Origin of the sequence: Streptomyces sp. NPDC059037, from assembly GCF_042740015.1 — a bacterium.
Classification (GTDB): Bacteria; Actinomycetota; Actinomycetes; order Streptomycetales; family Streptomycetaceae; genus Streptomyces.
This window is the reverse complement of sequence record NZ_JBHYIG010000148.1, coordinates 9528-23614: the sequence shown is the minus strand read 5'-3', so window position 1 is coordinate 23614 and position 14087 is coordinate 9528. Positions and strand designations below refer to the sequence as shown.

The following is a 14087-nucleotide window of genomic DNA, read 5'->3' as shown; positions in this document are numbered from 1 at the left end:
CCTCTGGACGCGACGACCCGCTTCCCCTGCAATACCGCTTTGACGGGCCCGAAGACGCGCCGGTCCTGATCCTGGGACCGTCCCTCGGCACGACCTGGCACAAGTAGTCAGAACCGTCTTCGGGCGTCCATCTAGTCCTGGGCGACGCTGTTTGTGTCGGCGAGGCGCTGTGATCCGAGTGCGTCGACGGTGTTCGTGACTGCTCCGTGACAGGACCGCCGATGTTTCGCTGGCCTGCCTGACACGATGAGGCCCCGCCGGTTATTCCCGGCGGGGCCTCATCGTGTGGGTGCCTTTGCTGCCAGTTGATACGCACACGAACGGCGCACGTTCTCTCTTGGCCTTCTGATAGGCGGCGTTGAAGTCCTCCAACTCGGAGCCGTCAGGGATGAGTTCAGCAGGCAGAGGTCCGGGCTTCGGCATACAACCAGTGTTGCGGATGCGGTGCCCTCCGCGCCGGGCTCTGGCGGACGTATAGGCCCTGTCCGCTCGGAGCTACGGCGAACTGGCGAGTAGCTTTCTGTAATCAAAGTGACGCTCGGTCAGGGATAGGGGGGCGAGGTCTGGGGACTTCGTTGGTCTGGAGGGTGGCGGAGTCGGCGTGGGCCTGTTCGACGGCTTTGGGGTATGCCTCGCCTTGAAGTCCACGATCGGAAGGGTTCTGGGCCGGCGCGGAACGGCGTCGTGGCCGCCGCTCAAGCGCGCCCCCGACACCCCGAAGCGCGGCCGATGACGGCAGAGGTGGCCGCCGTGCCCGAGGGGTAGGTGGCTCTCGCCCTGGCGGAACTCCGCTAGGCGCTGGAGGTCGGGTTCGCACGGATCGACGGCCAGCTCGCACGGCTCGTCCAGCGCAGTGACCAGGCGGACAAGGCGCTGCAGGAGTTGGAGGAGCACGTGACGGCGCTGGAGAAGACGCGCTGGCCACTGCTGACCGTCGACGTCCTGGTCGGCGCCTCCGCAGAGGCTCTCACCGTCGTCAGCCTGACTCGCTAGGCGGCGGACAGTTTTCTGCACCATCTTGTGGACGTGCTCTGGGTTGCCCTCGAGGAGCCTGTCGGTTGGATTAGCGTCACTGCGGAACGAGAGGAATGTGGGAATGCTGGAGATTCCGAGTGCCCTGGCCAGATCGGGCTGTTCGTCGACATTGACAGACAGGGACGTGGGCAACTCGTAGTTCATCGGAAATGCTCTCGAGTGCGCGGAGGAGCGAGGCGGTGACGACGCGGCTGCGCGGCCGATCAGGAGCACGCGGCAAGGGAACTCGCCGCGACGCGCAAGGTCGTAGCCCTTCGATCTCGACATGCCGAATGCCTGGGCGGCGTCCTCGACGATCGCGGTATTGCTCCAGGTGGCACGGGGCTGCTTCCGGCGGTAGGAGGAAGCACGCGGTGATCGCACTTCGTTCATGGGTTGGACCACGGCGGTGCCGGGGTGCTACGGGTGGCTGGCCTTGGCCTGGGCCGTGGCCTTCGAGGTCCGTCAGTTGCGCATCGCCCAGCTCCTCGCCGAACGTGAGCGTCAAGGGTGCCGCCACCATCGACAACTTCTCCGAACTAGAAGTCGCTCTGTTGGGCTGGGCTCCTTGCCACCGCTGGTGCGCTAAGTGACCAGGTGACGTTGACCGCCCGGCGGTCAGTCAGCCCGCTTACAGTGGGCATCCACGAGTTGGGCACGACCCGCTCGCGCTGCGGAGGTGTCGAGCTACCGGGTCCGCCAGGGCCGGCCGCGGACGTGCGGTACCCCAGGAGCAAAGTCCGGTGGCATCGTCGGCGTACGACAGTGCGGCGTCGAGCGCCTGATCAGGCGTCAGCCTTTGCCCGACTGCCCTCCGCAGGGCCGCTTTCCAGGAGGCCGTGCTTGTGGATCAGGTATCCCGCATGCAGTCGATTGCGGGCGCCGAGGCGTTTCATGATCTCGGAGATGTGGCGCTGGCAACTGCGCAGCGACATTCCAAGGCGTGATGCGATCTTCCTGTCCTCCTCGCCGTCCGCCAGGAGCCGAATGATGCGAGCCTTCACATCCTCTGAAGCCTCGGCGATCAGACGGCGGCTGGGGCGTACCGGGAACGTAGACGCGGCTGACCACGACCGGTCGTAGGCGTCAACTGCGAAGTCGACGAAGTTGAGGGCCCGCACCAGCATCGCCCCCCGGGGGTGGTCGCGTAGAGGCATCAGAGCTTCTCTCCTGTCGAAGATGATGACCTGCGCGAAGCCTTCGGCCACTGTTCTCACCTGAGCGCCCGCCTCCGCCAGATGTTCTACGTGTGCCGCCGTAGCAGCGTCGTACCGTGCACTGTGCTGGTAGAGCGTCCGCATGTTGACGCCCCGAGCCAAGAGTTGCTGAGTCCTTGCCAGCGATTCCTGCAGCACCTCTGGCGGGCGTGCTCCGCCTGGATGTGAGGTGAGCACCTCCGTTGTGCACTCGGCAGCCAGCGCGGCGATCACGTCACGCACATCGGCCGGATCCTTGATCTCCTCGAAGGGACGGCCGGCGCTCTGAAGGCGCTCCTTGGAGGCCGCCTCGTATACGTGCATGAGGGATTCGAAGGTGGCGCTCATCGCGTTCACCTGGGCCTCGCGCTGACGCAACTTCTGGAGGGCAGGCGTGATCAGTAGCGTCCTCGCGCTTGCCGGCGGTACCACGGCGAAAGGGCCTTCGCTGTCCTTGCCGCGCAGCAGCCGCAGAATGACCAGCCGGTCGATGGACGTCTGCACTTCGGCGCGAGGCATGCCCGTGCGAGCTTCGACGGTGCTGACGCGGATCTCTCCGTCGGCGCATGCCTGGCTGTAGATCATGGACTCTTGCGAAGTTAGTCCAGGTATGTCGTATGAGTCTTGCGTAGCCACAAGGGGTCAGTTTAGCCCGGCTTGGGTACCTGTCGCATCTCGCATGGCGGAAAGGCGATGGGTTAATGATCTTGGATGCGTGGGCGGGAGTGCATACGTTGGTGCCGCCCCACAAGGGCCGCACCACCTGCAAGAGTTTGGACGACCCATGAGCTTTGCCCGCCTCCTTGCCTGCACCCAGCCGGCTGTCCCCTCACGGACTGCGTCTGGGGTGCCGGCGCGCGAACTGGGCTGGAGATGACCGCTGTGTCGCACGATGTGTGGATCGCGCACATGCGTGAGCGGCCGCGTCAACCCGCAGGCCGAGTCATTGTCTTCCCGCATTCCGGCGCAGGCCCGAACGCTCTGCTCCCCTTCGTGGAACGGCTCCCGGGGGCGTACGAAGTGCTCGGCGTGACCCTGCCGGGGAGAGAGCGGCGTTTCGGCGAGACTGCCGAAGTGGCCCCCTCGGAACTGGTGGCTGGTCTCCAGCAAGAACTGTCCGCCCTGGATTCATGCCCGACAGTCTTCCTCGGCCACAGCCTGGGGGCGTCCATCGCAGTTGCCCTGGCGCTTGCTGAACCAGCCTTGTGTTCGGCGCTGTTGGTCAGTGCACAACTTCCCGGCGGGTCTCAGATCGAGAGGCCCGCCGTGTGGGACGAGGCGGACCTCCTGCGGATCGTGGATCTGGGCGGAGGGACCCCCGGAGAACTGCTGGCCGACCCCACCTGGCGTGACCACGTACTTCAACTGCTGCGTACTGATCTCCAGTTGGGCGCCCAGTTGGGGCGCCAGAATCTGGAGGGGGTGCTGAGGGTCCCGCTGACGGTGCTCGGCGGGGCGGAGGACCGGCTGGTGTCCGCCGATCGACTGGCCTCGTGGCAGGCCCACTCCACCTCTGATGTGCAGGTCAAGATCCTGCCCGGAGGGCATTTCTACCTGCTGGATCCCGCGAACGCCGACGCTGTCGCGGCTGAGATCTCTGCCGCGCTGGCGTCCGCCGCGGCAGGCTCCGGCGATTCCCGCTTCGCGCGCTGAACCGCGTTTCTGTCACACCCACTCATGTACGGCAGTTGATCCTGCCGTTATTTGACGATTTGAATGGAGAAGTTCGCTTCATGGAGTCGACCTATCTTGTGTGCCTGCCCTTTGCCGGTGCGGGGGCATCCTTCTTCAAGGAGTGGGAGAAGCAAGCACCGGAAGGGTTGACCATCCTGCCGGTACAACTGCCCGGCAGGGAGGAGCGCTTCATCGACGCGCCCCACACCGACGTCGCCCGTGCTGCGGAAGAGGCGTCCTCCTGGATCCTCGAGCAGATCGAGGGCGCTGCACGAGTGGCTCTGTTCGGACACAGCCTGGGGGCGGTGCTGGCCTACGAGTTGGCGCACCGGCTCAGCGGTGTGGACGGGGTGGAGCTGGCGCGGCTCTTCGTGAGCGGTTCGCCGGGGCCGTGGAGCGGGCGGGAGAGCCGGGCCACCGGTCTGGACGACGAGGGCTTCCTGGCGCAGGTGCGGCGTTTCGCCGGCTACTCGCACCCCGCCCTCGAGATGCCGGAGATGCGGGAGTTGCTGCTGCCCATGCTGCGCGCCGACGTCGAGATGCACGAGAGCTACCTGCCGGCGTCCGACAAGCCGCTCTCCGTGCCGATCACCTCCATGCGGGGCCGCGACGACGAACTGGTGGACACGGCGCAGATAACCCAGTGGGAGCAGGCCACCACTGCTGGGCTCACCACTGCCGAATTCGACGGCGGGCACATGTACTTGGCCGACAGCGCCGCCCCCCTTCTGCAGCTGATGCGCACCGCGCTCGCGGCGGAGGAAGCGCGATGACACAGCGCTTGTCCGGCAAGACCGCCGTCATCACCGGCGCGGCCCGCGGCCTTGGCCGGGCCAGTGCCCTCGCGTTCGCGCGAGAAGGAGCAGACCTCGTCCTGCTCGACATCGCACAGGATCTGTCCGGCGTGCCGTATCCGCTGGGTTCAGCCAGCCAGTTCGAGTACACCGCGGAACTCTGCCGGGAGCTTGGGGTCTCCGTGCTGACCCAGCAGACGGACGTACGCGACATGCGCGAGGTCAAGGCCGCGGTGTCCACGGCGGTCGAGCGCTTCGGACGCATCGATGTTCTCGTCAACAACGCCGGCATCGCGGCGCCTTCGGGCAAGGCGGCGCACGAGATCGACGAGGACGAGTGGGAGTTGATGATCGACGTCGACCTCTCGGGGGCGTGGCGCACCATCCGCGCGGTGGGCGGTCTCATGGCCGCGCAGCGCTCCGGCAGCATCATCAACGTCGCCTCGACGGCGGGCCTCGTCGGGTACCGCCACTTCGCCGGGTACGTCGCCGCCAAGCACGGTCTCGTCGGCCTGACCAAGGCCGTGGCGCTTGACTACGCTCCGAGCAAGGTGCGGGTCAACGCACTGTGCCCGGGCTCCGTCCGGGACGATTCACAGGTCGAGGGCCGGATGCTGTCTGAGATCGCACGCTCCCTGGACGTGCCAGTCAGCGAGCACGAGGAGACGTTCGTGCAGGCCCAGCCGATGAACGCCCTCATCGAGCCCGAGGACATCGCGTCGGCGGCCGTGTGGCTGGCCTCCGACGAGTCCCGACAGGTCACCGGCAGTGTGCTCACGGTCGACGGTGGCTTCACCGCACGCTGACCTCCGCCGCTGACCCTCTTTCCGGTGCCGACTGCTGCTCGCTGAGCCGGTCCGCCGCTGCCCGTTGAACCACTCCTGCTCTGGAGATCGCTCCGTGCCCCGTACCGATTCCTCTGCTCTTCCCGTTCCGGCCGACAGCCCGCCGCCCGCCTACTGCCACTCCTGGCACGGCAGGCTGCCCGGCGGTGCCGACGCCCCTGCGCTGGTCAGTGCCTTCGACGACGCTGCCCGTGCCTGGTGGGGCGATGGCCCCGACCGGCTGCCCCGGCTGTGGGTCGAGCACGTTCCCGCGACGTGCGAATCCCCGACGGCGCGGCGCCGACTCCAGTCCGAGCTCCGCCGCCCCGTGGACGCGCGAGGGCACGGGCTGCGTGCGGTGCTGCTGCGGTACGCCGACGGAGCCGCGGACCTGGTGCTCGTCGCCCACCGGGGGAGCTTCGACGCCGAGTCGCTCGCTCGGATCGCTGACCTGATCACTGGCCGAACTCCGCATGCCCGGTTCGGCCTTCAGCACTCGGGCCCCGCTGCCGCCACGGATGCAGAGATGCTCAAGCGGTGGCAGGAGGCCGACTACTCGGGGCGCGTCGAGTGGGCAGCGGGTGACGATGCCGCGGGAGACCGCACGGGCGCGGTGATCGTGGCACTCGGCGACGGCGCCGCGGATGTGCTGGCCACCGTCGTGGTGGCGACCGGCCTGGTCGTGGGGCGGTACGAGAACCAGGACACTCCTGTGGTCGGCGCGCTGACAACCATCCCGGACCGGCAGGACGGTGCGCTGGGGGCGTTCGACGCGGGGGTGTTGCTGCCTGTCGACCTGTCGGGCGGTCGCGGCACGGTCGAGCTGGTGGCCGAGGCCGGCCAGATCCTGGGCGGCAGTGAGGGGCGGTGCGACCAGCGGCAGTACACCGAACTCGCCGCCGAGGCCGGGGGCAGAGTCCTGGCAGGTGTGCTCGGGGAAGAGCTCGCGGCGGACGGCGACGGGACCCGCCTGCCGTGCCAGACAGCCCTGTTCCCGCTGACGGTCGTACCTGGCCGTACGGGCGACGGTGCACTCCAGCTGGCTGTCCACTACCGCGTCAGCGATGTCGACGAGGACTCGGCGGAGCGCTTCGCACGGCATATCGCCCGCGCCTACGAGCAGTTGAGCACCGCGGACGGCGATGCAGCACCGGCCGACGTGGAGTTGCTGGACGAGTCCGAGCGTCAGCAGATGGTCGCTCTCGGCCGCCCCGCGAAGTCGCTGGACTGGCGGCCTCAGCGGATCGATGAAGCAGTTGCCGCGCAGGCGGCACACCGTCCGGACGCCCTTGCGCTGACCTGCGAGGGCCAGTCTCTGACCTACGCCGAGATGAACGAGCGCGCCGAGCGCTTCGCCGCGGCTCTGCGCGACCACGGAGTGCGGGCGGGCGAGCGCGTCGGTATCTGCCTCGAGCGCTCGCTCGACCTCGTGATCACCATGCTGGCCGTGCTCAAGGCCGATGCGGTCTACGTGCCCATGGACCCGGCCTACCCCGCCGACCGGCTCGCCTACACGGCCGAGGACGCCGAGCTGCGCATCGTCGTCACCGGACTCGACGACTTCCCCGGCAATGAGCGGCTTCGCACCGTCCGGCCCGAAGAACTCGCCGCGTTCGAGGGCGAGACGGGCAAGCCCGCGGACGCGCGCCGCGCCGCGGAGGATGCCGCGTACATCATCTACACCTCGGGCTCCACCGGTCGTCCGAAGGGCGTGGTGGTGCCGCACCGCAACGTCGTCGCCCTGCTGTCGGCCACCCGAGAGGACTTCGGGCTCGCGGCCGATGACGTGTGGACGCTTTTCCACTCCAGTGCGTTCGACTTCTCCGTCTGGGAAATCTGGGGGCCGCTCCTGACCGGCGCCCGGTTGGTCGTGGTGCCCTACTGGGTCTCCCGATCGCCCGACGAGTTCCGCGAGCTGCTGGCGCGTGAGCGGGTCACCGTACTGAATCAGACCCCCTCCGCGTTCGCCCAGCTCATGGAGGCGGACCGTCGCCAGGCCGAGCGACTGGCGGTGCGGCTTGTGATCTTCGGCGGCGAGCCCCTTGACGCCCGTGCCCTGCGCTCCTGGTTCGACCGCTACCCCGAGCAACAGTGCCGCCTGGTCAACATGTTCGGCATCACCGAGACCACCGTGCATGTGACGGCACAGACCGTCACCCGCCGGGAGGCGATGGCCGGGTCCCGCTCGGTGGGCCCTGCCCTGCCCGGCTGGTACCTCTACGTGCTCGACGAGCGAGGCCGCCCCGTACCCTGTGGCGTTCCCGGCGAAATTTACGTCGGCGGTGAGGGCGTCGCCCTGGAGTACCTGGGCCGCCCCGAGCTGACCGAACAGCGCTTCGTGCAGGACCCGTTCACCGGCGGCCGCATGTACCGCAGCGGCGACCGGGGCCGACTGCGGCCCGATGGCCGCCTTGAGCACCTGGGGCGCCTCGACACCCAGGTCAAGGTCCGTGGCTTCCGTATCGAACTGGACGAGATCCGCAATGTCCTGCTCGACGACCCGACCGTCACGGCGGCTGCCGTCGTCCTCGGCGGCGACCCGGTGCGTGACGCGGCCGGCGTGCGCATCGACGCGTACGTGGTGCTGGAAGGCGGCGATTCGGCAGAGGTGCGGCGACGGGCCGCCAAGGTGCTGCCCGAGTACATGCTGCCGACGACGGTGACGGCGCTGACCGCGCTGCCGCTCACCGCCAACGGCAAACTGGACGCCCGGAAGCTGCCCGAGCCCGCGCAGACCGCCGCGCCCGCACCGGCTGCGACGGCCGCATCGGTGCGGGAGCCCGCCGGAGCAGCGCCGGAGCAGATCACCGCAGGCGGCCTCACGGCCGCGCTGGCCACTGTCTGGGAATCCGTACTCGGTGTGGCCGTCGGCCCCGATGACAACTTCTTCGAGCTCGGCGGCAATTCGCTGTACGCGGTGCGCATCGCCGCGGCCATGCGTGAGCAAGGGCTTCCCGCCCTTCCCATGCGCGAGCTGTACATCAACCCGACGGTGAGCCGTCTCGCGCAGGTGCTGGACGGGGGTGCCCGCGGATGAGTGAGCTCGACGCCGATCCCGGGCGGCTCCTGGAGTGGCTCCCGGGCCCCGCCGACCCGGCTCCGGCCGGAGCGTATGGTCCGGTGGGCGCTGCCGGGGTATCGGCACCGTTCCGGTTCATGTCCCCGTCGCGCACGAGCCTGGCGGAGGTGCTTGCGGCGTGGAGCGCCTTGCTCCACCACCACACCGGCCGCCGGGAGACCGCCTTCCGCGTCCTGCGCGAGGGCCCGCAGGACATGGTGGTTCGGCTCACCGTCGATCCAGCCGGCAGCGTGACCGACTTGATCAGCTCCGCGACGCACGCGCTCGACACCGCAGCGTCGCACGAAGCGGGAGCAGAGCCCCTGCCCCTTCTGGTGCACCAGCCGCAGGAGATCCCCGAGGATTCGATACCGGCCGGCCCGCTCGTCCTGTGCCTCGAGGAGAACGAGAGCGGATCCGTTCTGCAGCTGCGGCACGATCCGGCCGCGAGCCGCGCGGACGCGGTGGCCCGTCACGCGGTCCATCTGTCGAATCTGCTCGCCCTGATCACCGAGGCTCCCGAGCGCGCGGTCCGGGACCTGGATCCGCTGTCCGAGGCAGAGCGCACCTGGCTGTTGGACGAGGTCAACGACACCGCTCGGGACTACCCGAAGGACAGCCGTGTCGAGCGGCTCTTCGCCGAGTGCGCCGAGGCGTCGCCTGATCACGCCGCCGTCGTCCACGGGAACACCACCCTCACCTACGCTGAACTGCACCGCCGCAGCACTTTGCTGGCGCAGTCGCTGCGTCGGGGCGGAGCCCTCCCCGGTGAGCCGGTCGCGCTGCTGCTCCCGCGTACCCCGGACCTGGTCGTCGGCGCGCTCGCGGTCCTCAAGGCCGGCGGGATCTACCTGCCGGTGGACCCCGACTATCCGGCGGACCGAGTCGCCTATCTCCTTAAGGACAGCGGCGCACGCCGGGTACTCACCACACGTGAGCTGACCCACCGCTTCGGTGAAGCGGTGGATTCCCTCGAAGCGCGAGGGAATGTCGTCGCGATGGACGCACAGGACTGGTCGGCCGAGCCGGCAGCCGAGGCACCGGCTGCGGGCGATGCTGCCGCGGCTGCGTATCTCATGTACACCTCCGGAACCACTGGCCGGCCCAAGGGCGTCATGGTCCCGCATCGCGGCATCGTCCGCCTCGTGCGCGATGTCGACTACGTGCGCCTGGACGCCACCACGAGGATGGCTCAGATCGGAGCGACCGGCTTCGACGCCTCGGTCTGGGAGATGTGGGGCGCGCTGCTCTGCGGCGGCACCCTGCACATGCTCGACCGCGAGACCTTCCTCGACGTCGAAGAGCTGAAGAAGGCCCTGGACGATCAGCGGATCACCACCGCGTTCTTCACGTCCGCACTGTTCAACCAGCTCGCCGACGAGGACCCGACGGCCTTTCGCGCCCTGCGGGAACTGCTGGTGGGCGGCGATGTGCTGTCCACCAAGCACGTTCGCTCCGTACTGCGCGCCAACCCCGGCCTGAACCTCACCAACGGGTACGGCCCGACGGAGAACGTGGTCTTCTCTACCTGTCACCCGGTGACCGAGCCGATCGGCGCCCGTGTGCCCATCGGCCGCCCGCTGCCCAACAGCACTGTGTACGTCCTGAACCAGGACCGCATGCCGCTCCCCACCGGCGTACCCGGAGAGCTGTACGTCGGCAGCGAAGGCATGGGGCTCGGATACCACGGGCGTCCCGAACTGACCGAGAAGGCATTCGTCCCGCATCCGTTCGAGCCCGGCCGGGTCCTCTACCGGACGGGTGACCGGGTGCGTCAACTGCCGGACGGAACCATCGACTTCCTCGGCAGGACCGATCACCAGGTCAAGGTCCGCGGATTCCGCGTGGAGCCGGGAGAAGTCGAAGCCGCGCTGCTGGTCCATCCCGGCGTCCGTGCCGCCGTGGTGCTGGCCCGGCGCCGTCCGGACTCCTCGGACAGTTATCTGTGCGCGTATGTCTCCGGTGACGAGCCCCTCACTCCGGAGGCACTCCAGGCGGAGATCACTCCGGTGCTGCCGCCCCACATGGTGCCCTCGCACATCACCGTCCTTGACGCCTTGCCGTTGACCGCCAACGGCAAGGTGGACCGAGGGGCGCTGCCCGAACCTGCTCCCGTCAGCGGCGAACGGAGCCCGGGAAGCGGGCAGTCGGCGCGTGACGAACTGGAGCGCGCCCTGGTCGAGATCTGGGAAGACGTCCTGGGCGTCCGCGGCATCGGAATCGAGGACACGCTCGACGAGCTGGGCGGAAGCTCACTGAGTGCGACCCGCCTCGCCGCCCGCGTGCGCCGCCGGTTCGGTGTGGCCTGTCCGGTGTCCGCCGTGCTGGCCGCTCGCACGATCGCCGCGCTCGCCGATGTCGTCCGCGGCGCGGACACCACGGACGCAGGTGTCGAAGGGCCGGGACCGGGCCTCGCCACGGAGCGCACCCCGCTGTCGCCGCAGCAGAAGGGGATCTACGTCGAGCAGATCAAGGACCCGTCCGGCACGGAGTACAACCTGCCGATCGTCGTCGAGCTCCCGGCACCGGTGGACTTGGGGCAGCTGCGTGCCGCCCTGGCCGAGCTCGTGGCCCGTCATGAAGTGCTGCGTACCGATGTCGCCGTCGACGGGGCCGGACAGCCCTACCAGCGCGTGCACCATGCACTGCCCGTGACGCTGGACGAGGTGGTCCTGCCGCCGAGTACCGGGCCGGAAGCCTGGACCGAACAGTGGATCCGCGCCTTCGACCCGCACCAGGCTCCGCTGTGGCGTGCGGTGCTGTTGCGCCACACCACGGGGACCAGGCTCGTCCTGGACGTGCACCACCTCCTCACCGACGGGTACTCACTGGCTCTCCTCATGGGGGAGTGGGCGGCACTGATGCGTGGCGAGCGGCTGCCGGAGGTGGAGGTGGCCTACCGGGACTTCGCACAGTGGGCTTCAGGTCCGGAGAACCGCGGACTCTCCGATGCCCAACGGGCCTTCTGGACGGAGACCTTCGCGCAGCCGGTCAAGGCCCTCGACCTGCCGACGGATCTGCCGCGTTCCCCGGTGCGCCGTACCGAAGGCGACTACCTCCCCTTCGCCTTCGGGGCGGAGCGCAGCCAGGCGGTCCGTGAGCTGGCCCGTGCCGAGGGGCTCACCGCCTTCCACGTACTGCTGTCCGCGTACACAGCGTTCCTCGGACGGATGAGCGGTCGCGACGACGTCACCGTCGGCACGCCCGTCTCCGGCCGGCACCTGCCGGGTGTCGACCGGGCCCAGGGCATGTTCGTCAACACGCTCTGCCTGCGGCTGCGGCCTGCCGCCGAGCTGTCGTTCCGCGCCCATCTGCGAGCGGTCGCCGAGCACGCCCTGGCCGCCGCGGACCACCAGGACCATCCTTTCGACGAGATCGTGTCGCTGGCCGGTGAGCGCGACTTCAGCCGCAATCCGCTCTTCGACACCCTCTTCGCGCTGCAGGACACCGGGCTCCACGAAGTGGACTTCCTCGGCGGCCGGCCGTACTGGAGGCCGGAAGCCACCCGGCGCACGATCTTCGACCTCAACCTGCAGATCGATGACGCGCCGGACGGCTTCACGGCGCGCTGGGCCTACGCCACAAGTCTCTTCCTGCGCCCCACCGTGGAGATGTTCCGCGACGAACTGCTGGCCATCCTCGATGCCGCGCTGGCCGAGCCGGACGCGCTCCTTGCCGAGCTGCGCCGCCGGCCCGCCGCCGAACACTCCGTTCCCGAGCTCACGCTCGACTTCGATTTCTGATCTGATCCCTGGAAGGCACCATGCAATCCATTGAGACCCGTGGCCAGCTCAAGGTCGCGGCTGCACAGCGTCCGCGCGAGGGCGCCTTCTGGCGAGCCGAACTCGCGGCGCTCCCCGAGCGCTCCGGCTTTCCCTCGGACCTGAACGCCGCCCCGCACGGCGGTGCCCGCGCCGCGGTCACGCTCGATCTGGACGACGCCCTGGCCGAGCGCCTCGAGCAGCTGACGCGGGGACAGGACGCCGCTCTGCACTCCGTGCTGATCGCCACCATCGGTGCGCTCCTCCAGCGCTACACCGGTGGAGAGGAAGTCGTGCTGGCCGCCCCATCGGTACCGGTGGCGGGCGCTCCTGAGCCGCTCGCGGACACACTGGTGCTGCGCCTGCCGATCGCGCGTGACACCGCTCTGCGGGGTCTTCTCGGTGAGGTCAAGACCCGGTTGCTTGCCGCGCTGACGCATCAGGACTTCCCGATCGAGCTGCTCGCCGAGGGGGCAGGCGTGACGGCGCCGGAAGGCGAGCACCCCTTCGCCGAGGTCCTGGTCGACTCCGTACGGGGCGGGGCGCCGGCAGCGGACCGGAGCGCCTTCGGGTTCGTCTTCGCGTTCGTCCGGAAGCCGGGTGGCCTCGCCCTCGAACTCCGTCACCGGACGGACCGGCAGACGAGCGATTCCGCGGAGCGGCTCCTCGCGCACTGCGCTGTCCTGCTCGGGCAGGCCGCGGACGCCCCCGATGCGGCCCTGGCCGCCCTCGACCTGCACTCGGACGCCGATCGCTCGCTGATCGCCGCGTCGAACAGCACCGAGGCGCCCTTCGAAGACACCGTGCGCCTTGACGAGTTGTTCAGCCGCCAGGTCGCCGCCCGCCCGGACGACGTGGCCGTCGTGGGCGACGGTTTCCGCCTCACCTACGCCGAACTGGATGCCCGGGCGAACCGGCTCGCGCACACGCTGCGCGCCCGTGGCGTCGGCCGCGACGACCTGGTGGCGGTGCTGGCCGACCGGTCGCCGGAGATGCTCGTCGCCATCTACGCGGTCCTGAAGGCGGGCGGCGCCTATCTGCCGGTCGACCCCTCCAACCCCCGCGAGCGCATCGCGTACATCCTTGAGGACAGTGCCGCCCGGCTCATCCTCACCCAGCCCCAGCACACCGGACTCGTGGGCGCGGACGCGGCTGTCGTGGATCTGACCGACGAGGCCAGCTACGCACCCCAGGAGAGCACTCCGTCGGTCAGCGGCACGTCCCGTGACCTCGCCTACGTCATCTACACGTCGGGATCGACCGGCAACCCCAAGGGCGTGGAGATCGAGCACCGCTCGGCAGTCAACCGGATCGCCTGGATGCAGAAGGCGTACCCGATCACCTCCGGCGATGTGATCCTGCAGAAGACCCCGACGTCGTTCGACGTCTCGGTGTGGGAGCTCTTCTGGTGGATGTTCGAGGGCGCGTCGGTGTGCTTGCCCGCGCCGGGCGCCGAACGTGATCCGGAGGCCCTGGTCGCCGCGGTGGAGCGGCACGGTGTCACCACCCTGCACTTCGTTCCCTCCATGCTCGGCGCGTTCCTGGACTTCGTGTCCGGAGCAGGTGAGCAGGCCCGACTGGCCTCGCTGCGAAGGGTCTTCGCCAGTGGTGAGGCGCTGACCCCCCATCACGCACGGCGCTTCGCCGAGGTCGCCGCCGACGCCCGCCTGGTGAACCTGTACGGGCCCACCGAAGCGGCGGTCGACGTCACGCACTACGCCTGTGACGGCACGGAGACCCGGGTGCCGGGCGGGGGGGGGGTCGGC

7 protein-coding genes are annotated in these 14087 nt (G+C 69.1%); 6 read left to right on the top strand and 1 reads right to left on the bottom strand.

Annotated elements, in window-relative coordinates:
* Positions 1-1799: 1799 nt before the first annotated feature.
* Positions 1800-2795, bottom strand: a complete 996-nt coding sequence (locus ACFWY6_RS27045) for a LuxR C-terminal-related transcriptional regulator (protein ID WP_384695341.1) — start codon at positions 2793-2795, stop codon at positions 1800-1802.
* A 297-nt stretch (positions 2796-3092) separates the two neighbouring features.
* Here ACFWY6_RS27045 and ACFWY6_RS27040 point away from each other — a divergent pair, with 297 nt between their 5' ends.
* From ACFWY6_RS27040 to ACFWY6_RS27015, 6 genes are all read left to right on the top strand, one after another.
* On the top strand, positions 3093-3863 hold the full coding sequence (locus tag ACFWY6_RS27040; protein WP_384695339.1) for a thioesterase II family protein: 771 nt from the start codon (positions 3093-3095) through the stop codon (positions 3861-3863).
* An 80-nt stretch (positions 3864-3943) separates the two neighbouring features.
* On the top strand, positions 3944-4657 hold the full coding sequence (locus ACFWY6_RS27035) for a thioesterase II family protein (RefSeq protein ID WP_384695336.1): 714 nt from the start codon (positions 3944-3946) through the stop codon (positions 4655-4657).
* Positions 4654-5484, top strand: a complete 831-nt coding sequence (locus ACFWY6_RS27030; protein ID WP_384695334.1) for a mycofactocin-coupled SDR family oxidoreductase — start codon at positions 4654-4656, stop codon at positions 5482-5484. The genes ACFWY6_RS27035 and ACFWY6_RS27030 overlap by 4 nt, the downstream gene beginning before the upstream one ends.
* A 94-nt stretch (positions 5485-5578) precedes the next feature.
* The gene (locus ACFWY6_RS27025; protein WP_384695331.1) at positions 5579-8539 is read left to right on the top strand and encodes an amino acid adenylation domain-containing protein; all 2961 of its coding nucleotides are present in this window, start codon (positions 5579-5581) and stop codon (positions 8537-8539) included.
* Complete coding sequence (locus ACFWY6_RS27020; protein ID WP_384695329.1) at positions 8536-12303, top strand: amino acid adenylation domain-containing protein; 3768 nt, start codon at positions 8536-8538, stop codon at positions 12301-12303. The genes ACFWY6_RS27025 and ACFWY6_RS27020 overlap by 4 nt, the downstream gene beginning before the upstream one ends.
* Before the next feature lie 20 nt (positions 12304-12323).
* Positions 12324-14087: AMP-binding protein (locus ACFWY6_RS27015; RefSeq protein ID WP_384695326.1), on the top strand; the 1764-nt coding region annotated here is incomplete at its 3' end.